We start from the raw sequence: 23,613 nt of genomic DNA on the forward strand, positions 1-23,613 counted from the left end.
CGAGTATACATTTCAAGAATTATTAAGCTTTATTAAAACTTAAATCCCTTACTTCTTCTATTCTCAGCTAGCCTTATGTTCAAGTCTCAACTTATCCGCAACCATTGCGATGAACTCAGAGTTCGTAGGTTTTGCTTTTGACATGGATACTGTATAACCGAATAAGGACGAAATAGAATCGATATTCCCACGACTCCATGCTACTTCAATTGCGTGACGGATTGCACGCTCGACACGACTTGCTGTTGTATTATATTTCTTCGCGATATCTGGATACAATACTTTCGTAATAGATCCAAGTAATTCGATGTCATTGTACACCATAGAAATTGCTTCCCTTAAGTACATGTACCCTTTAATATGAGCAGGCACACCAATTTCATGAATGATACTCGTAATGCTTGCATCTAAGTTTTTCGGTTTTCCATCTACTGTTGTTGCTGATCGGAAAGATGGCAGTGGACGTTTAATAGTAGCGTTCGCTTTACCGCTCACTTGACGAATATGACTCGTTAAATTCTCCATATCAAATGGTTTTAATATGAAATATGACGCACCTAAGTCAACTGCTTTTTTCGTCACATCTTCTTGTCCAAACGCTGTCAACATAATTACGCTAGGCTGTCTTAACCTTTCAATATGGCGCATTTTCTCTAGTACAGCTAACCCATCTAAATGTGGCATAATAATATCTAATACAAGTACATCCGGCTGCTTATCTTTTAATAAATTTAAACACTCTTGACCATTATAAGCAGTACCAATTACTTCCATATCCTCTTGAGCAGCTACATAACTCTCTAGCATTGATACTAATTCTTTATTATCATCCACAAGACATACTTTAATTTTCTCCACAGCTTTTCCTCCCTTACCGAATCGATTCTCCGACATGTGTATCCTTCTAGGCTACATGAATTGTTCGACAATTGTGTGAAAATTCCCTTTTAAAGTTTGTTACTTTCCGATAAAATCACAAAAAAATATGTTTATCGTTTAATTATTCCTTTTCGCAACACATTCCATCATAGAAAAACAACGAAACGTTCAACCCTTTCCTTTTATTTTACAACAAAAAACACCTCTTGCGGAGCTTTTACAAAATTTCAACGAATTTTTCAATAGAAAAACGAGCTAATTATTAATTAGCTCGCTTTTCTTTCTTGATCATAAATGTTAATTCCAGCCTCATGTAACATCCATTCAATATGAACACCATATCCTGATGTTGGATCATTTACAAATACATGTGTAACAGCGCCAATTACCTTTCCATTTTGTACAATTGGACTTCCGCTCATCCCCTGTACGATACCACCTGTTTTCGCTAATAAACGTTTATCTGTTACTTTTATTACCATGCCTTTTGTTGCCGGAAACTTTTGCGGTACTGTACTCACAACTTCAATATCAAACGCTTCCACTTTATCTTGATCAATAACCGTTAATATTTTTGCTGGTCCTTCTTTTACTTGATGAGATAGTGCAATAGGCATTGCTTTATCCATTACGCCATTTGTCATATTTGTATTCAATTTGCCAAAAATACCAAATGGACTATTTATTGTAATATTGCCAATCACTTCACGATCAGGTGAGAACCTCGCTAATTTCTCCCCTGGATTCCCATGACTACCTCTTTCAATTGATGTAACTGTCGAACGCATAATTTGTCCATCTTCGACTTGAATCGGCTTTTTCGTATCATTATCAGAAATAACATGACCAAGTGCCCCATATTTCATAGAATCAGGATGAACAAATGTCATTGTTCCGATTCCAGCTGCCGAATCACGAATATATAAACCAATGCGATAAGACGATTCTCCACTGTCTTTTTGTGGTGTTAATTTAGTGCGGATATGCTTTCCATCCCTTAGCAAAACGAGATTAAGCGGTTCGCCTGTTTCCCCACTATTATGAATAAATGGTGCTACATCACTCATTCTTTCAATTGTTTTACCATTAATTTCAGTAATCATATCTCCAATTTGCACACCAGCTGTTTCACCAGGAGATACTTTCCCTTTTTCAGTTTGAATTAAATGATGGCCTACAACAAGTACCCCTTTTGTGTTTAACTTTACACCAATTGATTGTCCACCTGGAATAACTTTGAAATCTTTTAATACTCTCACATTTACTTTTTTCACTGGAAAACCAGCAAGCTGAAACACCATATCTGCTTCACCATTTTGATGAGAATTTACCATAAGTCCTTGTTTTTGTTCATTTGAACTTACTGTAAACACATGACGATCTGTAGATGAAGCTTTAAATACTGGTAATGAAGCTATTTCTGATTGTTGTCCTTCAAAAACAACAAGTTGCTTCGGAGATGAAATAAACGTCCGAAGCGGTTTAAAACACCCAATAAAAACTAAAGAAACAAGGAGAAAAATACCTATTATTTTGCGAAATCTTTCTAATTTCAATTTGTTCACTCTCCTCGCTCCTACCCCACATTCAGCCTTTTGGCTTCACTTTTTAATCTCTCCTTGCAATGCTTTATTTATAACCGGAAGAATTAAGAAATCATCATTTGAGAAAAAAAGCTATCCATTACTGGATAGCCTCTGCTGTCTGTTTAAAATGATGCGCTTGCGTAAGTAATTCTTTCGCATGTTCTGTCGTTAAATCTGTAATTTCCACACCAGAAATCATTCGAGCTATTTCTGTTACTTTATCCTCCATAGTTAAAACGGTAACTGATGTAATTGTTCGATCATTTGCTACTTGTTTTCGAATAAATAAATGCGAATCCGCCATTGAAGCTACTTGAGGTAAGTGCGTAATACAAAGTACTTGTGAGTTTACTGATACTCGATAAATCTTTTCCGCAATAGCCTGTGCGACCCGGCCACTTACACCAGTATCCACTTCATCAAAAATAACAGATGCAACACCTTGATGCTTAGAAAAAATGCTTTTTAAAGCTAAAATAATACGGGATAACTCTCCGCCAGAAGCAACCTTTGAAAGTGGTTTTAGCGGCTCACCCGGATTTGTTGAAATATAAAATTCCACATGATCGTAACCATCCGCTGTAAGTCTTACCGGTGCTCCCTCCACGAGAGGCTCTTCTGCATTTCCTTCTCGCTTCATAATTCTCACTTCAAATTTTGTTTTTTCCATATATAATTCTTTTAATTCCTGATGAATGGCATTTGTAAGATGCTCTGCAAGTTCATGACGCATATTACTTAACAACGTTGCTTCTTTCAGAATAACACTTTCTAATTCCTTCAACTGTTTCTTCGTCGTTTCAATATGAACGTCTTTATTTTCAATCGTAAAAATTTCTTGTTCAATTTTATCAGCATACGCTAAAATCTCTTCTACAGTATTTCCATATTTTCTCTTTAGCATACGAATTTCATTTAAACGCGTTTCAATTTCATCTAAGCGATTCGGATCATATTCCATCATATCGAGCTTTTCTCTTAGTTGATAGGCAACTTCTTCTAATAAATAATAACTATTGGCAATGGAATCATGATTTTCTTGATACACTTCATCTAAATGTGTAATACTCTCCATTTGTCCCATTGCGCTTCGTACATTATCTAACCCTTGTCCGTCAGCACTTAACGAGCGATACGCATCCCCTAATGCTTTGTAAATTTTTTCGAAATTAGAAATTTGCAATCGTTCTTCAGTTAAGTCATTTTCTTCATCTATCTTTAAATCCGCTTTACGGATTTCTTCATGCTGAAATTGAATTAAATCTAAACGATGTGCCATTTGTTGTTCATTTTCACTTAACGATTTCAACTGTTTTTTTAATTTCTCATAGTCAGCATATACGTTTTGGTATATATCTAATTGTTTAACGATACGCTCTCCATCAAAATGATCGAGCATAAATAGATGACGTTCTTCATTCATTAAGTCTTGCGTTTCGTGTTGTCCATGAATATCAACAAGTGTTTTTCCAATTTCTTTTAATACACTAAGGGTAACTAGTTTTCCATTTACACGACATACACTTTTTCCGTTTGCAGCGATATCACGCTTCAAAATAATCATGCCGTCTTCTATTTCTATATCCAACTCTTCTGCTTTTTCAATACATGGATGCTTATCATCTTCCACATAAAATAGCCCCTCTATCTCAGCTTTTTCTGTTCCGTATCGAACAAATTCTGCTGAACCACGGCCACCTACAAGTAAACTAATCGCATCAATAATAATCGATTTTCCGGCCCCTGTTTCACCACTTAAAACCGTTAATCCTTTTTGAAAAGAAATATTTAATGCCTCAATAATAGCAAAGTTTCTAATCGATAATTCCGATAACAATGCCCCATTCACCTCGTTATAAACTAATCCCCTATGAAGGGCTTTTCTCAGTTCTTTATTCAAATAGTCATACTATATGTTTGTATGTATAAATTACTTTTCTAACCGCTCCATTGTACCAAACATTTGTTTTACGGGTCAATCCACCTATTTCCTAATTTTATTCAAAGAAAATATTATATTACAATTAAGAATTCACGTTTTTAACCAATAAAAATATCCTGTTCACTTTCCACTTTACAGAGGAAAGCAAACAAGATTTTTTGTTACAACATATTTAAGAAACGATCAGAGACAACACCTGTATCTTCAGGTGTACGGCAAATAATTAAGCAAGTATCATCACCACAAATGGTTCCGATAATCTCATCCCACTCTAAATGATCAATAAGTGCTCCAAGTGAATGAGCGTTACCAGGCAATGTTTTTAGCACAAGCATATGTCCTGCCGTGTCTAATTTTACAAATGAATCCACTAGATTGCGTTTTAATTTTTGTAACGGGTTAAATCGTTGATCTGCTGGCAAGCTATATTTATAGCGACCATCATGTAATGGCACTTTCACTAAGTGCAATTCTTTAATATCGCGCGATACTGTCGCTTGCGTTACATTAAATCCCTCATTACGTAGAATATCAACTAATTCATCTTGTGTTTCAATTTCTTTGTTCGCAATAATTTCCCTGATTTTAATATGGCGCTGACCTTTATTCATACATTTGCACCTCACACTATCTCTTACCATAGTTTAAACATTGGTATACTTCACTTATTTATGTTAACTTATAATTCGTTACTTGTACACAATTGTTTTTACAATCATTATACAATTACAACAAAAAGAGGAACAACATATGTTATTCCCCTTTCCCTTTTTGTTTTAGGACATCATGTGCCTCTGTAACTACTTGCTCAACAGAAATTGGAGAATGATTTTCGCCCTTCTCACGTTCACCATGCCATTTCAGATGAATTAAAAATTCAATATTACCATCCCCGCCCGTAATCGGTGAGAATGTTAAGCCTTCTACGTCGTATCCTTCTTTTATAGCAAAGTCGACAATCATTTCTACGACAGCCTCATGTACTTTTCGATCGCGAACGATACCCTTTTTACCAACTTGCTCTCTTCCAGCTTCAAACTGCGGTTTAATTAACGCTGCTACATCCCCATTCGGCATAAGCATTGTTTTTAAAACTGGCAATATAAGTTTTAATGATATAAACGAAACATCGATACTAGCAAATTGCGGTAAACCACGTTCTAAGTCTGCTGGTGTTACGTAACGGAAGTTCGTTCGTTCCATTACGACAACACGCTCATCTTGACGCAATTTCCACGCAAGTTGATTGTACCCTACATCTAATGCATAAGATAATTTCGCTCCATTTTGAAGCGCACAATCGGTAAAGCCACCAGTTGATGAACCAATATCTATCATAACTTTATCTTGTAAATCAAGATGAAATGTCTCTAATGCCTTTTCAAGTTTATAACCACCACGGCTTACATACGGCATAACTTGCCCCTTCACCGTAATCTCTGTATCTTGTGGGATTTTCTCCCCTGGCTTATCCAATCTCATCTCATTCGCATATACAAGACCGGCCATAATGGCGCGTTTTGCTTTCTCACGTGTTTCTATAAGCCCTCGCTCTACTAATAGTACATCTACTCTTTCTTTTTTCGCACTCATTTGTTACGCCCTTTTTTGTTTTGATGGAATCATTGTATGAATACGGTCTACAACAGCATCTGTCGTTAAACCGATTTCTTCTAATAATTTTGTTACACTACCGTGTTCTATGAAACGATCTGGAATACCCATTCGTTCAACTAACGCACTATGGTACCCGTTCTCAGACGCAAATTCAACTACTCCTGTTCCAAAACCACCAATTAAGCAAGCTTCTTCAATCGTTAAAATTGGTATATTTTTTCCTAAGAGATCATGTAAATATGCTTCATCCATTGGTTTAATGAAGCGAGCGTTCACTACTTTCACTGAAATACCAGCCTTTTCAAGACGCTCAGCCGCTTCCATTGCCATTGGTATTGTCGTACCAAATGTTAAAATAGCTGCTTGTGTACCTTCTTTTAACGTTTCCCATGAACCGATTGGAATCGCCTTTAATTCTTCATCCATATGAACGCCAAGTCCATTACCTCGCGCATAACGTAATGCGATTGGTCCATCTTCATATTGCATCGCCGTGTATACTAAATGTTGCCCTTCATTTTCATCTTTTGGCATCATAAGTACCATATTCGGCAAGTGGCGTAAGAATGAGATATCAAATACACCTTGATGCGTTTCACCATCTGCTCCTACTAAACCAGAGCGATCAATCCCGATGAAAACATTTAAATTTTGGCGGCATATATCATGAACAACTTGGTCATAAGCTCTTTGTAAAAATGTTGAATAAATCGCTAAGAATGGTTTCATACCTTGCGTTGCCATACCCGCTGCCATTGTTGTAGCATGCTGTTCTGCAATACCTACATCAATCATACGATCTGGGAATTCTTTTTGGAATTTCTCAAGTTTCGATCCAACAGGCATTGCAGGTGTAATTGCAACGATACGCTCATCCGTTCTCGCTAACTTAAGTACTGTTTCACTAACAACAGCACTCCATGCTGGTGCAACTTCTTTCGGTTTAACGAAGTCACCTGATTCAATTTTATAAGGTCCTGTTCCATGCCAAGTGCCAATAACATCACTCTCAGCTGGTTTGTAACCTTTTCCTTTTTTCGTAATAACATGAACAAGCACTGGGCCTTTTGTTTTCTTTGCATATTGCAACGTTTCGAATAACTTTTCATAATCATGTCCATCGACTGGACCTAAATATGTAAAGCCTAACTCTTCGAAAAAGACACCAGATACTAGTAAATATTTAAGACTATCTTTTATTTTCTCTGCTGTCGCAGCAACTTTCCCACCGACAGCTGGGATTTTCTTCAAAATATACTCTAGCTCATCTTTTACCCAATGGTATTTTCCTGCGGTACGTAGACGTCCAAGCACATTATGAAGCGCACCAACGTTTGGCGCAATTGACATTTCATTATCATTTAAAATAACAATCATGTCTGTTTTTTCATGTCCAATATGGTTCAATGCCTCTAAAGCCATTCCGCCCGTTAAAGCGCCATCACCAATGATTGGTATAACATATTCTTTCGTTTTCTTTAAATCACGTGCTAGAGCCATTCCCATTGCAGCAGATAATGATGTCGAGCTATGGCCAGTTTCCCATACATCGTGCTCACTCTCACAACGTTTTGGGAAACCACATAGACCTTGATATTGCCTTAATGTGCCGAATTCTTTTGCACGTCCAGTTAAAATTTTATGTACATAGGATTGATGTCCTACATCCCATAAAAATTTATCTTTCGGACTATCAAATAATTTATGCAGAGCAATTGTGAGTTCTACTACACCTAAATTAGGCGCAATATGTCCACCTGTTTGAGAGAGCTCTTCAATTAAAAACTTACGAATATCCTCACTCAATCCCTCTAGTTCACTGATAGACATATCTTTCAAAAAACTAGGGTTTTGAATTTGCGTTAGATCCACATGGATCACTCACTTTCATTTCATAATCTGTCAACATGTCAAATATTATAAAAAACATTTACACAAAACAAGAAATTCTCTTTTTTATTTTTCACCTTGTCCTGCTATTAACCAGTCTATTGCGCCCTAATCTTATTATAAACCATATTTCTTTAGGCGATGAAAAAAATAGCCGCTAACACGAAGTGATAACGGCAATGTAATCTACATATATTTTTGCCAATAACAAGAAAAGAAAAACCTTTTCCTACATTTATATCATAAAATGATGAATGACTCAACAAATGAAAACGCTGTTATATTAGTTATTACGTTTTGCAATCAAATCGCAAATAGATAGTAAATATTCATCTTGTAATTGCAAGGAACTAATAGCATCTTTTGCTTTTGCAATCGTTTCTTCTAAAATATCCTTTGCTCTATCTACAGTAAATAACGTCGTATATGTGCTCTTTTCGTTGGAAACATCACTACCAATCGGTTTTCCAATCTCTTCTTCGGTTCCTTCCACATCTAAAATATCATCTCGAATTTGGAAAGCTAGGCCGATATATTTTGCAAACTCAAGTAATTTTTCTTCCTGTTCTTCTGTGGCATTAGAAAGTATCGACCCTGCAAGTACAGCGAATTCAAGTAGTTTCCCAGTCTTATGCTTATGAATATACTCCAACTCATCGATCGTAAGCTGTTTCCCTTCCGCTTCCATATCTGCTACTTGTCCGCCAACCATTCCCTCTGGCCCTGCCGCCTTTGCAAGCTCAAGTACAAGTCTTACTTTTTTCTCAGCAGAGATTTCCTTTTGCTCATATGCCATAATAACTTGAAAAGCATATGTCAACAAACCATCTCCTGCTAAAACTGCCATCGCTTCACCAAATACTTTATGATTTGTGGGCTTCCCTCTTCTTAAATCATCATCATCCATACAAGGTAAATCATCATGAACTAACGAGTATGTATGTATCATTTCAAGAGCACAAGCTGCACCTACACCAAGATTTTTTTCTTTACCAAACGCTTGTAATGTTGCAAATAAAAGTAACGGGCGGAGACGCTTTCCACCCGCTTCCAAAGAATATGCCATCGCTTCACGAAGTACATTTGGACATTGTAATTCATTTGCATAGCTTACAAGCTTCTCTTCTACGAAAGTTTTACTTTCTTTCAAAAAAGTATCAAAAGCAATTGTCACTATGCTTCATCTCCTAAAGCAGTAAACGGTTCAAGCTCTCCATCTTCCCCAAGAATAACTGCCATTTGTTCTTGTACGTTCTTCAACTTCTCATCACAAAGCTTAGATAATTCCATACCCTCTTTAAAATAAGAAATTGCTTCTTCTAAAGGTACGTCACCTTGCTCTAATTTAGAAACGAGGTGCTCAAGTTGCGAAATTGCCTCTTCAAAGCTTAATTTATTTTCCATTATTCAATTCACGCTCCTCTATTCCTGATACGCTACAATCTAATATTCCATCTTGTAATTGAACTGAAACAGCATCTCCAAGGCTAACATCTTTCACACTTTTTAACACTTGCTTCTCTTCATCATATACAAGCCCGTACCCTCTCATCATTACTTTAAGCGGACTTAGCGCTTCAAGTTTTTGAGCAGCTCTTACAAAGGCAAATTCTTTCGTTTGGAGTAACGTTTGCATTTCACGTTGCAATTGCTTTTGCAATGTTTCAACTGCTACCTTTGTTTGCATAATTTTTTGAGATGGGTGGTGCTTCTCTAAATAAAATGAAAGCTGTTTTAACTGATTTACCTTTTTATCAATATAGCGCTCTTTCGCTAACACAAGCTGTTCTAACGCTCTATCCAATTGCTCTTCTTTTTGCTCATATACTTGTCTTGGATAACGGAACGCATAAGATTTTTGCAATACTTGTAGTTTTTCTTCTTTTTTATGTACTAACTCTCTCATTGCTCTTTGCAACCTTAGAGTTCTTTGTAATACCTTTTCTTGTAACTCGATAATATTAGGCGCTGCCAGCTCAGCTGCTGCAGTTGGTGTTGGTGCTCTTAAATCGGCAACAAAATCCGCAATTGTAAAGTCTGTTTCATGGCCTACTGCTGAAATAATAGGGATCTCACTCTTGAAAATAGCTCTTGCAACCATTTCTTCGTTAAACGCCCACAATTCCTCAATAGAACCTCCACCGCGCCCAACGATTAGGACATCTATCCCTTCCATTTCATTCGCTGTACGGATCGCTTGTACAATTGAGGGAGCTGCTGACTCCCCCTGTACAAGTACTGGAAACACAATAACATTTCCAATTGGATAACGACGTTTAATCGTTGTTATAATATCACGAATCGCTGCTCCTGTTGGTGACGTAATCACACCTATTGTTTTCGCATAAGGAGGGATTGTTTTTTTATAAACTTGAGAAAACAATCCTTCTTCCTCTAAACGAACCTTTAATTGTTCGTAAGCTAAATGCAGGTTTCCGACTCCGTCAGGCTGCATGTCTTGAATATAAATTTGATAAGAACCACTCGCCTCGTAAACAGAAATTTTCCCTTTCACGAGTACCTTCATCCCATTTTCAGGTCTGAATTTAATATTACGATTATGACCCGCAAACATAACCGCTGCGATTCTTGCATTTTCATCTTTCAATGTAAAATACATGTGGCCACGGCTATGATTTTTAAAGTTGGAAATTTCACCTTTTAACCAAACAGACTGTAAATGCGGATCATATTCTATTTTTGTTTTTATATAGCGTGTTAACGCTGTAACGGTTAAATATTGTTTCTCCATTTCTCTCTCCTCATAGCCGACTCAAATTATTTACAAACGACACCTGCACGCTTAGCCGATTCAACAGTATTATGAAGAAGCATTGTGATCGTCATTGGACCAACACCCTTTGGCACAGGTGTAATGTAACCTGCAACATCTAACACGTTGTCAAAGTCAACATCACCACAAAGTTTTCCTGTTTCTAAACGGTTTACACCAACGTCGATTACAACTGCCCCTTCTTTCATATAATCAGCTGTTACCATTTTAGGTCGTCCTACTGCTACGATTAAAATATCAGCTAATTTCGTTAACTCTTTCATATTTTGCGTCTTAGAATGACAGTATGTGACAGTTGCATTTTCATTTAAGAACAATTGTCCCACTGGCTTGCCAACAATATTACTTCTTCCAATTACTACAACATGTTTTCCTGAGATATCAAGATTTGTTTCTTTTACTAACTCTACAATACCATGCGGTGTACATGGAAGGAATGTATCTTGCCCCGTCATCATACGTCCTACGCTGATTGGGTGAAATCCATCTACATCTTTTTCTGGTGAAATTCTTTCAATGATAGCTTTTTCTTCAATATGTTTTGGTAAAGGTAATTGCACTAATATGCCATTAATGCGGTCATCGCCATTTAAGCGATCGATTTCAGCAAGCAAACGCTCCTCCGTAATTGTTTCAGGAAATTCAATTAGCTCTGAATAGATTCCTACTTGTTCACAGCCCTTTTCTTTTCCTTTTACATAAGAACGAGATGCTGGATCTTCTCCAACTAAAATAACTGCTAATCCTGGTACAATCCCTTGCTCTTTCAACTTCACAACTTCTTCTGTTAATTGTGCTCGTTTTTTCTCCGCAACTTCATTTCCTTTGATGATTACTGCTACCATTTTAAGATTCCCCCTTAAAGAAATTACAGTGTATCTTTTATATTAGATAAAACGCCGTTAATAAAACGACGAGATTCCTCATCCCCAAATGTTTTAGCAATTTCAATTGCCTCGTTAATTGTTACGTTGTGTGGAATTTCTTCCATGTATTTCATTTCATACACAGCTACACGTAAAATACTGCGATCAACAATACTAATACGCTCAAGCTTCCACTTTTTTAAATTTTGACGAATCGCTTCATCAATTACTTCTTTATTTTCTACAAAACCTACAACAAGTGATTCTAGAAACTCATTTGTTTCTTCACCTTCATCTAGCGTGTTTTCCACTGCTACTTTCGGTTCTAATTCACCTGTAATATCCATTTGATATAATGCTTGCATAGCTCTTTCTCTAGCCGTCCTACGTTTCATTGTAACTCTCCTTTATGCTTCAAGTCTTTCCTTATGCTTTGTTATATTATTATAATTTATAAGCCGTCAATTCACTTACTCTTACAGTTTTCATTGATTTTCCAACCTTATAATACAATGATAATAACACAATTTATCGTTTCACACACGGGTTACAAGGCTGAAAAATAATAAAAAGATTAACTTCAAGTTCCATATCTTATCACAATGTACGTTTTTTGGTAAAACGAAACATTTTCTTTTTTATTTCTCATTTTTTGAAATAGTATAATAATTAGAGGGTTGTAATTTGTGAAGAAATGAAACGATAAAAAAGATGCCTATGTTACTAGGCACCTTTTTCATTCTTACACTGGTTCGATTTCTGTTTTTTGTGTTTCGAATGTTACGCCAACGATGTGAACATTCACTTCTTTTGGCTCAAGCCCTGTCATTGTAAAGAGTGCTTGGCGAATGTTGTCTTGAATCTTTTGTGCAACAACTGGAATTGCTACGCCAAAATACATTACAACATAAAGGTCAACGATAATATCTTCGTTTGCTAATTCAACCTTTACACCTTTACCATGATTTTTCTTACCTAACTTCTCAACAACATCTGTAGCAAAATTACCACGCATTGCCGCTACGCCTTCTACCTCAGCAGCTGCAATACCTGCGATTACTTCAATTACTTCTGGTGCAATTTCTACTTTACCAAGAGTTGTATCTTGACCCATATCTAACATATGTTCAGCCATGAAAAAAACCTCCTTTAATGTATCACTGCGTCACAAGTTCATGCTCTTCCAAAAATTTCGTATTAAACTCACCTTTTACAAAATCAGGATGATCTAACAATTGCAAATGGAACGGGATTGTTGTATGTACGCCTTCAACGACAAACTCACTGAGTGCACGCTTCATTTTTGCAATTGCCTCTTCACGTGTTTTTCCGTGAACAATTAATTTAGCAACCATCGAATCATAGAAAGGTGGGATTGAATATCCCGGATATACAGCTGAATCGACGCGAATACCAAATCCGCCTGGTGGCAAGTACATTTCTACTTTACCTGGAGATGGCATAAATTTTTTGGCAGGGTTTTCCGCATTAATTCGGCATTCAATTGCCCAACCATTAAATTGTACTTCTTCTTGCTGTAACGATAACTTTTCTCCAGAAGCAACAAGAATTTGTTCTTTAATTAAGTCTACCCCTGTTACCATTTCAGTAACTGGATGCTCAACTTGGATTCTCGTATTCATCTCCATGAAATAAAAGCTTTTCGTTTTATATTCATAAATAAACTCAACCGTACCAGCACCTGTATAATCAACCGCTACCGCCGCTTTAACTGCCGCCTCACCCATCTGCTTACGCACATTTTCATCAAGTGCTGGTGATGGACTTTCTTCTAGTAGTTTTTGCAAGCGGCGCTGAATCGTACAATCACGCTCTCCTAAATGAATGGCATTTCCGTGTGTATCTGCCATTATTTGAATCTCAACATGGCGGAAATCTTCAACGTACTTTTCTAAGTATACACCAGGGTTCCCAAAAGCGGTACTAGCTTCTTGCTGTGTAATTTGAATTCCTTTTACAAGCTCTTCTTCATGGCGCGCAACACGAATACCTTTTCCGCCGCCACCTGCAGTCGCTTTAATAATAACAGGATATCCAATTTGATTCGCAAGTTCGATCGCTTCTTCGGTATTTTTAATAATTCCTTGTGAACCTGGTACAATCGGAACCCCTGCTTCTTTCATTGTATCACGAGCAACGTCTTTTGTGCCCATCTTTGAAATAGCTTCTGGACTTGGACCGATAAAAATTAAGTTACACTCACGGCATAACTCTGCAAAATCTGCATTCTCTGCTAAAAATCCGTATCCCGGATGAATTGCATCGCAGCCTGTTAACTTCGCAACACTAATAATGTTCGTCAAATTTAAATAGCTTTCTTTCGAAATCGTTGGTCCTACACAATACGCCTCATCAGCAATTTGTACGTGAAGTGACTCTTTATCTGCTTCTGAATAAATTGCGACTGTTTCAATATCCATTTCTTTACAAGCACGAATAATTCGTACAGCAATTTCCCCACGATTGGCTATTAATACTTTTTTTATCATCACAAAGACTCCCTTATTACGCTTTTACAAGAAATAGCGGTTGTCCATACTCAACAAGCTGTCCGTTATTAACAAGAATCTCAACAATTTCTCCATCTACATCTGCATCGATTTCGTTAAATAACTTCATAGCCTCGACAATACATACGATAGAATCTTTCGATACTCTATCCCCAACACTTACATATGGAGGCGTATCAGGAGAAGAAGAAGAATAGAATGTACCTACCATTGGTGATGTAATTTTATGTAGGTTTTCATTCTGAACAGCTTTTTTCTCTTCTTGTTTTGGTACTTCCACTTGCGCTGCCGCTACTGTCGTTTCAACTTCAACAGGTGCCACTGATTGCACGGCTTGTTTCGCTACAGGTGCTTGCACCGCAACAACTTCATTACCACGCTTTTTCATTTTGATTGTCGTACCATCTTTTTTGTATTCAAATTCATCAATATTAGAGCTATCAATTAATTTAATTAATTCACGAACTTCTTGAATTTTAAACATGTAAAATCCACTCCCATACTCTTGTTTGTCCCGTTTTTACAGATTTCTCTTCACTAAAACTAGATTGACTGTAAAAATACGATGTACTCTATTAGAAAATGTATTTCATTTACTAATAGAAATAGTTACTATTTCCATCTTACGATAAATTTTTTAAACATTCCAATTTATATTTCTTTATAATAAATCGAAACTCCTGTAAAAATATTATCCCAATAAAAATTTAATACCTAGTAATAATACCAAGTTTCACATGAAATTGGCAAGACCACTTCCTAAAAAACATCCACTACTTATTCAAAACTGTACACAGTAAACACCCCACTCCCGCTCTACCCTTTGCCACATCTATAGTCAATAACGTATTTTTACCAAATATTATTTTTTTGTTTACACGTCGTTCATCATTCCTTCATATAAGAATAGTATGTTCAAAGTGTAGAAAATATATCGTATCGAGGTGTGGACATATGATATGGCTCATTCTCTTCTTACCTGCCGTAATGGTCTGGGCATTCGTTCTCTTCATCCACGTCAAATCCGGAAAAAGTAATCATCACTACCATGAACCGCTAATCTTTTACTCACAACGTATTTCTCCGTTCCGAGTTGAACATAGTAAAAACAAAGACGAAACAGAAAAAAGCTATCGAAAATGATAGCTTTTTTTCTATTATTATTTTTATCTAACTATTTTCAAACAATCCGATTACTAAAAACGAATAATCCGCGGAGGAATTCCCCGCGGATTATTCGTTTTATTTTGTTGGTGGATCAAATTTTACACCTACATCTTTTGATCCGCCTTCACTTCTTACAAGTTGTATAATTTTATTCGCTTCTTTTTGTGAATGTTTTGCTGCTTTTACAGTTACTTTAATGTCAGTTCCATCAGCTCTTACAAGGGCATCTTTATATCCACCTTGAGATTTAATTACTGTCTCAAGTAATTCTTGCTTCGTTTCCATTGTAGTGATTGCATCAAAATTATCTTTTGCTTTACTCTTTTCTGTTGCTGAAGATTTTGCTGAATTCATCACTTCTTGTAATCTTGCTTTTTGTTCACTTCGCTGATCTTCCATTTGCATACGTAACGCTGTGAAATTTTCATCACTTGATTGAACTGTTACGTTAGCTTCTTTTTTACTTGTTTCTTTTGTAGCACTCTCTTTTTTATCTGTTTCTTTGTTTGTTTCTTTATTTGATGTTTCCTTGTTTGTATTTTCTTTTTTAGGCGTTTCTTTAGGCGCTTCGTTTGTTACTGCTTTATCAGTACCTTGTTTTTCTTGTCCAATCTTTTCACCTGTTGCCGGCGATGCTGTATTCATTTTGTCTGGAGTTGTTACGTAATACACAGATAGTACAACAACTAAACTTAACATCGTTAATAGCCAAACCGTTTGTTTTTTTAACACTTTATTTCCTCCCTATCAATTTTTCGGTGAAACTGAAACACGATGGGCTGGCACATCTAGCAGCCGTATTACAGCTTCTTTTACCATCGCTTTAACTTGTATATTATCCACTCCCTTTGCTACGACAAGAACACCTCGCACTTTCGGTTTCTCTGTTCGTAAAACAACGGGAGTTTCTTTATCCCCTTCACGTATAATGACTGTCTTTTCATCAAGAGACTCGTCTTCTACTTCCCTCTTGCCGCCTGTTTTATCTGTTTCACCTGTTGTTTGTGAACGTTTCACTGTATTTTTTTCTAATATTTTTTCCTCTGATGAATCTAAATTCACATTAATCGTTACATCTTTTACTCCTGCTATTTCTTCTAAGGCTGCTTTTAATTCTTGTTCATACGCTTTTTCATATTTTTCTACATTTGACATATTATCATTATTTTTTTGTCCAAAAGTTGGTACATCTTTTTCCTGGTTTTGAGTTTTTTGTTCTTTAAATACAGGTACTTCTTCTTTTTTACTTGAAAAAAAACTACTAGAAAACATAAGCAACATTCCAAGTATGAGTAGGACAAGTAAGAACTTAGGTGTTACCTTTTTTCCCTTCTCATTACTTTCTTTTTCATCTCCATTCAATAAGTTTCGAAAAAATGAGAACTTCGAATTTTTATCTTTATTGTCCATTTACTCTACCTGTCCTCCCTTCCATTTGAACTTGGATTTGTTTATTCTCTAGTTGCCACCTGCTTGAAAAGAAGTCTTTCATTTCTCCATTCGTTTCCTCTACTTTTTTCGGTGGTTCTTTCGTATTAATTTCAACTGGTTTTACTGTTTCGATTGCATCATTTTTACTACGTTCTTTTTCTTTCAACGTCACAACAACAGATTGAATATCTTTCGCTGACTTTACTTCCGCTGTGCTTTCCGCTGCGACTATTTGTATTTCAGAGACTGACATACCATACTGTTTCTCAAACTCTTTTCCTACTTCTTTTTTCATTTTGGTAGCCATCTCTTCTAAACTATATGCACGTGTTAGAGCTTGTATTTCTTTTTTCTTCGAATCTATTGAATTTTTTACAGATCCTTCTGCTACGTACTTCTCTTCATTAAAATTTGCGATTACTTCATTTACATCTGTTTGCAATAGTTTAAATAGAGGCGTTAAAATTAAAACAACTAATAATAGACTTACAACGAATTTAACGTACTTTTGCAAATTGGAATTTGGAAGAATAAGATGAAGCATTGTCGCTAAGAGTAAAAAAACGATAATATTTCTAATCCACTCTGTAACAAATTGCATACCCTTCACCTCCTACCGCATCATAAGTGTAATGTTCCCCGCAGCAATAATAATTGTGATACTTAAAAAGAACATAAACGATACGATAGCTAAGCAAGCAAATACATAAATGATGCTCCGTCCAATGATATCTAAACATTGAATGATTGCTCCGCCGCCAACTGGTTGCAATACTGCTGCTGCGAACTTATAAATAAATGCGATGCAAAAAATTTGAATCGCTGGAAAAGCGACAATTAAACATAGAATGACGAGTCCGATAATTCCGACTGTGTTTTTTAATAATCCCGACGCACTAATAACTGTATCCGCCGCCTCTGTAAACATTCTTCCTACTACGGGAATAAAGTTTCCTGTTACAAATTTAGCTGTTTTCACAGCGATTCCATCCGCAACAGCTGTCGCTGTTCCTTGTACAGATAATACGCCTAAAAAAATCGTTAAAAAGATACCGATAATCCCGACGCTAACGTTTTGCAGAAGCTTGGACAATTTCGTAACTTTATATTGATCACTCATCGTACTTACAATACTTAATATCGTTGCAAGTAATAAAAGTGGTAGAACGATATAATTCATCAAAAGCCCACTCGTATTCATTAAGAAGATGATAATCGGATGAAAAAACGATACGGATACAACACCACCACCTGTCGCTATGAGTGCAAGCAAGATAGGCAATAACGCTAATATGAAATCTACCATTGTTTGTATCGTTTCTCTTGCATATGTCATAACGACATAAAAGCTATTTAAAGCGAAAATAATTAGTACCATATATACAACTGCATCGGCTATTTTGCTTACGCTACTCTTTGAAAATGCAGATTGCAGTGATTGCAACAATGCACTAAAAATTGTGAGCATAATGAGCGTTCCGAGTAGTTTCCCATTTGCAACAAGTTCGTGAAATAAGTACTTTAATAAACCTAGCATCCACTCTTTTATAGAGATTTCTTTTTCTCCCTTTACAAACTCCATAAAGCTACCTTTTTGACTCTCTGGTAAGTAACCTCCATATTTTGTAACAAGCCCGTCCCAAAATTGCTTCACATCTTCAATTCCGAGCTTATCCAATTGTTGATCAACGACGTTTGTCTCTACAGGAGAAGCTTGTACAACAACCGGTAAAGAAAAGAAAAGGAAGCAAGCAAATAGCAGCTTAGCTCCAAACCCCCTCAACATTCACTCCCCCTTATCCCGTCGGTAAAAATCCGAGAATAGTTTCAATTACAACCGTCAAAATAGGGATCGCCATAACGAGAATTAAAATCTTTCCAGCTAATTCAATTTTCGAAGCGATTGCCCCCTGTCCTGCATCCTTTGTAATTTGCGCTCCAAACTCAGCGATATAAGCAATCCCAATAATTTTTAGCAACGTTTCTACATATACGTTGCTAACTTTCGCTTCACTCGCTACTCTCTCAATCATTTGTAAAATAGCGTGAATTTGATCGATTAAAAGAAGGAACATTACGCTACCTACGAACACAATAAATAATGACGTAATGCTAGATTTATGCTGATTCAATACAGCCGCTAAAAACGTAGCAACGAGGCCTAATCCGACAATTTGTATAATTTCGATTCGAACCGCCCCCTTTACTGGAAGAGAAAGACACTTTTAATCTTGTCGAATAGTGTATTAATTAAAAATGCGACATGAAATAAAATAACGACAAAACCGACGAGGATAACCCAATTTGCAATATCCTCACGCTTTAATTCTTTTAGTACAGTATGAATGAAAGCTAAAACAATGCCGATTCCGGCGATTTGAAATATTAATCCAACATCAATGGACATCGCCTTTCTCCCCCCTATAGCAGTAAAATTACGATAAGTAGCCCCGCTAGTACTCCTAAGCTCTTAATCATCTTTTCATATTGCAGCTGTAATGCTTTCGCTTCTTCTTCTTCTCTCTCTAAATGTGTAATACATAACCGAATATGTTTTTGTTGTGATTCACGATCATGTTGTCCGAGCGTTTCACCAAATTGCTGCAAAATCTCATACTCAGTTTGTTGAAATGCTGTTAGCTTCCAATTTTCTTTCAAACTATCTATCCAAGCTTCTCTAACTGTTTGTTCTCCACTTTCTAGCCTGCTAGCGAAACTTTGAAATATCCAATTTAACGGCTTCGGCATTTGTTTCACTAATCGCTCAGCGGCTTCAGACAATGGTGTATGCCCGTACATAATTTCTGCCTCTAATGATTGCAGTGCCGCTTTTAATAATCTAAGTTGCCTCGGTCTCTCACTGTATCTTTTGGCGTATGAAAACCCGAAAAAGGTGCTGACCGCAACGATTAACACTGCACCAAATATTTTCACCATACGCCCTCAGCCTTTCTATGAGGTAATACCGGTTTTCCATATTTATCTTTCACTTGCATAACTGTTCCTGGCCCTCTTGCTTTTGACAATTCCACAAACCTATCAAAAATGCCGAGCTCTAGCACTGCCTTTAATGATGGGCGTTTCACAACATCATCATAAGAAAAGCCATGTGCGCTTATAAAAAGCTGAACCCCTGCATGTACTGCCTCCATAATTGCTTCACTATCTTCTTTACGACCAATTTCATCCACAATTAATATATCTGGGCTCATAGAACGAATCATCATCATCATTCCTTCAGCTTTTGGACATGCGTCTAACACATCTACTCGTGTGCCAAAATCATACTGCGGAATTCCTTTCACACAGCCAGCAATTTCTGACCGTTCATCAACGATCCCTACTTTACACGAAGGTATTTTCGAAGCACTTACACCTTGACTCATGCAACGTGCTACATCTCTTAAAAGTGTTGTTTTCCCCGTTTGCGGCGGGCCAATTACCATCGTGTTTAACCATCGTGATTCATACAAATACGGTAAAAGTGGTTCAGCAATGCCTATTTTTTGACGAGCAATACGAATATTAAAAGAAGAGACATCTCGAATCATTTTCACTGTGCTTTTTTCTGTAATAACTTTTCCTGCTAAGCCGATTCTGTGACCTCCTCGGAGTGTCACATACCCACGCTTTAATTCTTCTTCCATTGTATAAATTGAGAAGTGACTTAACTTATTCAATAAGTAAATAGCATCCTCTGCTGTAACGATATAGTCATAAAAAAACACTTCACCTTGAGCAATACACTCTAGCGGTCTTCCAATTCGAACACGGATTTCCTCTAGAGCATCGTACTGCTTACAATTTTCCACTAACTGCTTCATCGTTTTTGGTAAAACTTCTAATACTTCTTTCATCAGCTTCGCCCCACTATACTCGACTTACTTATTTCAACAACGCGATAAAAATGCAGCCAATTCCAAGCGCTAGAAAAAAGAGTTTCAAGAAAGAGATCTCACTTGCCACACTCGCTATGCCTATTGTCATTGTTAAAATTAATACGGTCGGTCCAACAAACGCCAACATACCATTTATAAACAATGCTTTCTTCGCATCATTCACATAAAGCATAAGCAAAGCGGCGAATATTTCCGCGCTACCTGAAAACAACCGAAGCAGCCCCATTACAAGCACAGATGTTTCCATTGCCGCTAGCCACTGTTTCATTCTCCCACCTTCTCCCATAACGGTTACTAGTGCATGTGCTAAAAAAGAATATATTTGTACAACCATATGCAGAGGTTGTCTATTTCAGAATTAAAAACATAATTTTTATCTACCGCCTATAATATTTTGAATATTCTTAATAATAATGGTATTTTATGGTATATTTATTGAAAAGGAGGGAAAATGATGCAACGAATTACTTTACTACCACTCGATTTCCGTTATGCAAATGCGATTTTCAAGCTATCAAGTGATCCACATGTAAAAAACGCATTAGGAATAAAAGTAGAAACAATCGAAGACACGAAAGCATTCCTTCTTTTCGCCATAGAAGAAGAACGCCAAAAGAAGTCTTTATCGAGAGTGATTGTAAATGCAGAGAATGAAATAATTGGTCTCACCACACTTAAACATATTAATTACGAGAAGAAACAATCTCACATTGGCAGCTGGCTCGGCTATCCATACTGGGGAAAAGGATATAATGAGGCTGCAAAAAAAGAAATTTTTAAGATTGCTTTTTTAGACTTACAACTTTCCTATGTATTTGCTGGTGCTAAAACGAATAATATTCGCTCTTTAAAAGCACAAGAAAAACTACCTTATATTTCATTGCATGTGGAAAATAAGTTTCCATACGAACACGCTGCACTAGAGAAAGAAGTAAGGTCATCTTGCTCTCTGCACGTCGTGTCACGTGAAAAATTTTTAAACTGGTTGGAATTACAAAATGAGGAGGAAAAATATGAAGGCATTGAAAATTAGTTTAACCGTTGTAGTAGAATTAGCTCTTATTTATCTTTTTTCATCATTGGTCGGCTGGTCATTCATGGAAGCCTTTTTCCTTGGTAGTTTAGCAATATTTGCAATTACATGGCTAATTATTATGAGTAATCATAGAAACAACATTACGGATCACGCAATCAGTAAAACACTGACTGGCATTGAAACTGGTGAAATAAAACCATTTCAAATTATTTTAACTCCATATATTATGGGTACCCTTTCACTTGTCTTCGTTAGTTTTGTTATAACAGCGATTTATTATTTGCCCTATTTTCTATAAAAAAAGCACTCGTGATAATCACGAGTGCTTTTCTACTATGCACGAGAAACGTATTTACCTTCACCAGTGTTGATGATAAGTGTTTCGCCTTCGTTAATGAAGATTGGTACTTGTACAACAAGGCCAGTTTCTAATGTAGCTGGTTTTGTTACGTTAGAAGCAGTATCACCTTTAATACCTGGCTCTGTTTCTGTAACTTGTAATTCAACTGTGTTTGGAAGTTCAACACCAAGTACTTCGCCTTGGTAAGTCATAATAGATACTTCCATGTTTTCTTTTAGGAATTTAAGCTCGCGCTCGATTTGTTTTTCACTAAGTTCGATTTGCTCATAAGTTCCGTTATCCATAAATACGTGAGCCTCACCGCTTGCGTATAAGTATTGCATACGACGGTTTTCGATGTGTGCTTTTTCTACTTTCTCACCAGCACGGAATGTTTTCTCTTGAACAGAACCTGTGCGAAGGTTACGTAGTTTAGAACGAACGAATGCAGCACCTTTACCTGGCTTTACGTGTTGGAAATCAAGTACTTGCCAAAGGCCATTATCCACTGCAATTGTTAAACCTGTACGAAAATCGTTTACTGAAATCATGTAAAAAAATCCTCCTGTGTATTACAAAATAATAAGTTCTTTTGGTGATTTCGTAATTACTTCATTACCTTCACTTGTCACAATGATATCATCTTCAATACGTACGCCGCCAATACCTGGAATATAAATACCTGGCTCTACTGTTACAGCCATACCTGGTTCAAGTACTGTATCAGAACGGAATGCTAAACCTGGTGCTTCATGGATTTCAAGACCGATTCCATGACCAGTAGAATGTCCGAAGTATTCACCGTATCCTTTTTCCGTTATGTAATCACGCGTTAACGCATCCGCTTCACGGCCAGTTAAACCAGCTTTAATACCGTTCACACCACGTAATTGTGCTTCTAAAACGATATTATAAATTTCTTTCAATTTATCAGATGGTTCACCAACTGCAATCGTACGAGTAATATCAGAGCAATATCCTTTGTAATAAGCGCCGAAGTCTAATGTAACGAAATCTCCTGTTTCTATCACTTTTTCAGATGCCACGCCGTGCGGTAATGCCGAACGAAGACCTGAAGCAACGATAATATCAAACGAAGAAGATGTTGCTCCTTGTTTTCTCATGAAAAATTCAAGTTCATTTGACACTTCAATTTCAGATACTCCCGGGCGAATGAATGATAGAATATGTTCAAAGGCAGCATCTGCAATCTGTGCAGCTTCCTTTAATATCTTAATCTCTGAATCAGTCTTTATCAAGCGTAACTTTTCTACAAGCCCAGAAGTTGGGATAAATTCAGCATCGATCGCTTCTTTATGAGCTGAATAAGAACTATATGTAAGAGTATCTTGCTCAAAGCCAAGCTTTTGAATTCCTAATTCTTTCACTTGCTTTGCAACTTCATCGATAATTAATCCCGCATGCTGTACAATCTCGTATCCAACCGCTTGTTTAGTAGCTTGCTCTACGTAACGGAAATCTGTAATAAATTGAGCGTGGTTTTTCGAAATGAGTACAACACCAGCTGTTCCTGTGAAGTTAGCCATATATCTACGACTATGTTCATTTGTTAACAAAATACCGTCAATACCAGCCTCATCAAATGCACTTCTTAATCTTTCGATTTTCTCCATT

The 23,613-nt window shown here is 36.7% G+C and carries 28 protein-coding genes; 3 read left to right on the top strand and 25 right to left on the bottom strand.

Annotation, left to right across the window (positions count from 1 at the left end):
- Positions 1-63: 63 nt before the first annotated feature.
- The 14 genes from spo0A to accB all read right to left on the bottom strand — a co-directional run bounded on the left by spo0A (position 64) and on the right by accB (position 14,589).
- Positions 64-858, bottom strand: coding sequence for a sporulation transcription factor Spo0A (spo0A, locus tag ACTFNE_RS02350; RefSeq protein ID WP_014297988.1), 795 nt, complete (start codon positions 856-858; stop codon positions 64-66).
- Between the two features lie 287 nt (positions 859-1,145).
- A complete protein-coding gene (spoIVB, locus tag ACTFNE_RS02355) occupies positions 1,146-2,444 on the bottom strand; it encodes a SpoIVB peptidase (protein WP_002028467.1) in 1,299 nt (432 codons plus the stop codon).
- Positions 2,445-2,562: 118 nt separating this feature from the next.
- Positions 2,563-4,302: a DNA repair protein RecN gene (gene recN / locus ACTFNE_RS02360; protein ID WP_000947749.1), complete on the bottom strand. Its 1,740-nt coding sequence runs from the start codon at positions 4,300-4,302 to the stop codon at positions 2,563-2,565.
- Positions 4,303-4,568: 266 nt separating this feature from the next.
- Positions 4,569-5,018, bottom strand: a complete 450-nt coding sequence (argR, locus tag ACTFNE_RS02365; protein ID WP_001032581.1) for an arginine repressor ArgR — start codon at positions 5,016-5,018, stop codon at positions 4,569-4,571.
- 142 nt (positions 5,019-5,160) lie between these two features.
- Complete coding sequence (locus ACTFNE_RS02370; protein WP_001274741.1) at positions 5,161-6,000, bottom strand: TlyA family RNA methyltransferase; 840 nt, start codon at positions 5,998-6,000, stop codon at positions 5,161-5,163.
- A gap of 3 nt (positions 6,001-6,003) precedes the next feature.
- Entirely contained in the window at positions 6,004-7,896 is a 1,893-nt protein-coding gene (dxs, locus tag ACTFNE_RS02375; protein WP_270705365.1) for a 1-deoxy-D-xylulose-5-phosphate synthase, read from the bottom strand.
- Positions 7,897-8,197: 301 nt separating this feature from the next.
- Positions 8,198-9,088, bottom strand: coding sequence for a (2E,6E)-farnesyl diphosphate synthase (ispA, locus tag ACTFNE_RS02380; protein ID WP_000150362.1), 891 nt, complete (start codon positions 9,086-9,088; stop codon positions 8,198-8,200).
- The gene (gene xseB / locus ACTFNE_RS02385) at positions 9,088-9,318 is read right to left on the bottom strand and encodes an exodeoxyribonuclease VII small subunit (RefSeq protein ID WP_000428423.1); all 231 of its coding nucleotides are present in this window, start codon (positions 9,316-9,318) and stop codon (positions 9,088-9,090) included. Before xseB ends, ispA begins: the two co-directional genes overlap by 1 nt.
- Positions 9,308-10,666: an exodeoxyribonuclease VII large subunit gene (xseA, locus tag ACTFNE_RS02390; protein ID WP_000415266.1), complete on the bottom strand. Its 1,359-nt coding sequence runs from the start codon at positions 10,664-10,666 to the stop codon at positions 9,308-9,310. The genes xseB and xseA overlap by 11 nt, the downstream gene beginning before the upstream one ends.
- Positions 10,667-10,692: 26 nt before the next feature.
- Positions 10,693-11,553, bottom strand: coding sequence for a bifunctional methylenetetrahydrofolate dehydrogenase/methenyltetrahydrofolate cyclohydrolase FolD (gene folD / locus ACTFNE_RS02395; protein ID WP_000226728.1), 861 nt, complete (start codon positions 11,551-11,553; stop codon positions 10,693-10,695).
- A gap of 23 nt (positions 11,554-11,576) precedes the next feature.
- Positions 11,577-11,969 carry a N utilization substance protein NusB gene (gene nusB / locus ACTFNE_RS02400; protein WP_000830249.1) on the bottom strand — a complete coding sequence of 131 codons (393 nt, stop codon included), beginning with the start codon at positions 11,967-11,969 and terminating at the stop codon, positions 11,577-11,579.
- 347 nt (positions 11,970-12,316) lie between these two features.
- On the bottom strand, positions 12,317-12,709 hold the full coding sequence (locus tag ACTFNE_RS02405) for an Asp23/Gls24 family envelope stress response protein (RefSeq protein WP_000807630.1): 393 nt from the start codon (positions 12,707-12,709) through the stop codon (positions 12,317-12,319).
- 22 nt (positions 12,710-12,731) lie between these two features.
- A complete protein-coding gene (accC, locus tag ACTFNE_RS02410) occupies positions 12,732-14,084 on the bottom strand; it encodes an acetyl-CoA carboxylase biotin carboxylase subunit (protein WP_000592876.1) in 1,353 nt (450 codons plus the stop codon).
- A 16-nt stretch (positions 14,085-14,100) separates the two neighbouring features.
- Positions 14,101-14,589 carry an acetyl-CoA carboxylase biotin carboxyl carrier protein gene (gene accB, locus ACTFNE_RS02415; protein WP_072191089.1) on the bottom strand — a complete coding sequence of 163 codons (489 nt, stop codon included), beginning with the start codon at positions 14,587-14,589 and terminating at the stop codon, positions 14,101-14,103.
- Positions 14,590-15,059: 470 nt separating this feature from the next.
- Here accB and ACTFNE_RS02420 point away from each other — a divergent pair, with 470 nt between their 5' ends.
- Positions 15,060-15,248, top strand: coding sequence for a hypothetical protein (locus tag ACTFNE_RS02420; RefSeq protein ID WP_002081027.1), 189 nt, complete (start codon positions 15,060-15,062; stop codon positions 15,246-15,248).
- A 99-nt stretch (positions 15,249-15,347) separates the two neighbouring features.
- On the opposite strand, the gene ACTFNE_RS02425 is transcribed toward ACTFNE_RS02420, so the two are convergent.
- From ACTFNE_RS02425 to ACTFNE_RS02465, 9 genes are read right to left on the bottom strand one after another with little or no spacing between them, the layout of a single operon-like run.
- Positions 15,348-16,004 (bottom strand): SpoIIIAH-like family protein, encoded by a 657-nt coding sequence (locus tag ACTFNE_RS02425; RefSeq protein WP_000914702.1) that lies wholly within the window; start codon positions 16,002-16,004, stop codon positions 15,348-15,350.
- A gap of 15 nt (positions 16,005-16,019) precedes the next feature.
- A complete protein-coding gene (gene spoIIIAG / locus ACTFNE_RS02430) occupies positions 16,020-16,682 on the bottom strand; it encodes a stage III sporulation protein AG (protein WP_000368876.1) in 663 nt (220 codons plus the stop codon).
- A complete protein-coding gene (spoIIIAF, locus tag ACTFNE_RS02435) occupies positions 16,672-17,304 on the bottom strand; it encodes a stage III sporulation protein AF (RefSeq protein ID WP_001161050.1) in 633 nt (210 codons plus the stop codon). The genes spoIIIAG and spoIIIAF overlap by 11 nt, the downstream gene beginning before the upstream one ends.
- 12 nt (positions 17,305-17,316) lie before the next feature.
- On the bottom strand, positions 17,317-18,489 hold the full coding sequence (gene spoIIIAE / locus ACTFNE_RS02440) for a stage III sporulation protein AE (RefSeq protein ID WP_000943695.1): 1,173 nt from the start codon (positions 18,487-18,489) through the stop codon (positions 17,317-17,319).
- Between the two features lie 10 nt (positions 18,490-18,499).
- Positions 18,500-18,883, bottom strand: coding sequence for a stage III sporulation protein AD (gene spoIIIAD, locus ACTFNE_RS02445; protein ID WP_077317075.1), 384 nt, complete (start codon positions 18,881-18,883; stop codon positions 18,500-18,502).
- Positions 18,884-18,906: 23 nt separating this feature from the next.
- Positions 18,907-19,110: a stage III sporulation protein AC gene (gene spoIIIAC, locus ACTFNE_RS02450; RefSeq protein WP_000020914.1), complete on the bottom strand. Its 204-nt coding sequence runs from the start codon at positions 19,108-19,110 to the stop codon at positions 18,907-18,909.
- Positions 19,111-19,124: 14 nt separating this feature from the next.
- Complete coding sequence (gene spoIIIAB, locus ACTFNE_RS02455) at positions 19,125-19,640, bottom strand: stage III sporulation protein SpoIIIAB (protein WP_000238697.1); 516 nt, start codon at positions 19,638-19,640, stop codon at positions 19,125-19,127.
- Positions 19,634-20,560: a stage III sporulation protein AA gene (gene spoIIIAA / locus ACTFNE_RS02460; RefSeq protein WP_000665885.1), complete on the bottom strand. Its 927-nt coding sequence runs from the start codon at positions 20,558-20,560 to the stop codon at positions 19,634-19,636. The genes spoIIIAB and spoIIIAA overlap by 7 nt, the downstream gene beginning before the upstream one ends.
- Before the next feature lie 28 nt (positions 20,561-20,588).
- The gene (locus ACTFNE_RS02465; RefSeq protein ID WP_000816054.1) at positions 20,589-20,870 is read right to left on the bottom strand and encodes a YqhV family protein; all 282 of its coding nucleotides are present in this window, start codon (positions 20,868-20,870) and stop codon (positions 20,589-20,591) included.
- A gap of 186 nt (positions 20,871-21,056) precedes the next feature.
- Between ACTFNE_RS02465 and ACTFNE_RS02470 the strand changes: the two genes are divergently transcribed.
- Together ACTFNE_RS02470 and ACTFNE_RS02475 are read left to right on the top strand one after the other, a co-directional pair.
- On the top strand, positions 21,057-21,635 hold the full coding sequence (locus ACTFNE_RS02470) for a GNAT family N-acetyltransferase (RefSeq protein ID WP_270705393.1): 579 nt from the start codon (positions 21,057-21,059) through the stop codon (positions 21,633-21,635).
- Positions 21,616-21,936: a hypothetical protein gene (locus ACTFNE_RS02475; RefSeq protein WP_046197844.1), complete on the top strand. Its 321-nt coding sequence runs from the start codon at positions 21,616-21,618 to the stop codon at positions 21,934-21,936. The genes ACTFNE_RS02470 and ACTFNE_RS02475 overlap by 20 nt, the downstream gene beginning before the upstream one ends.
- A gap of 35 nt (positions 21,937-21,971) precedes the next feature.
- Here ACTFNE_RS02475 and efp read toward each other — a convergent pair whose 3' ends face one another.
- Positions 21,972-22,529 (bottom strand): elongation factor P, encoded by a 558-nt coding sequence (gene efp, locus ACTFNE_RS02480; protein WP_046197843.1) that lies wholly within the window; start codon positions 22,527-22,529, stop codon positions 21,972-21,974.
- Positions 22,530-22,550: 21 nt separating this feature from the next.
- Complete coding sequence (gene pepQ, locus ACTFNE_RS02485; RefSeq protein ID WP_046197842.1) at positions 22,551-23,612, bottom strand: Xaa-Pro dipeptidase; 1,062 nt, start codon at positions 23,610-23,612, stop codon at positions 22,551-22,553.
- Position 23,613 lies beyond the last annotated feature (1 nt).

Source organism: Bacillus cereus group sp. MYBKT111-2, from assembly GCF_051915205.1.
Taxonomy (GTDB): Bacteria; Bacillota; Bacilli; order Bacillales; family Bacillaceae_G; genus Bacillus_A; species Bacillus_A paranthracis.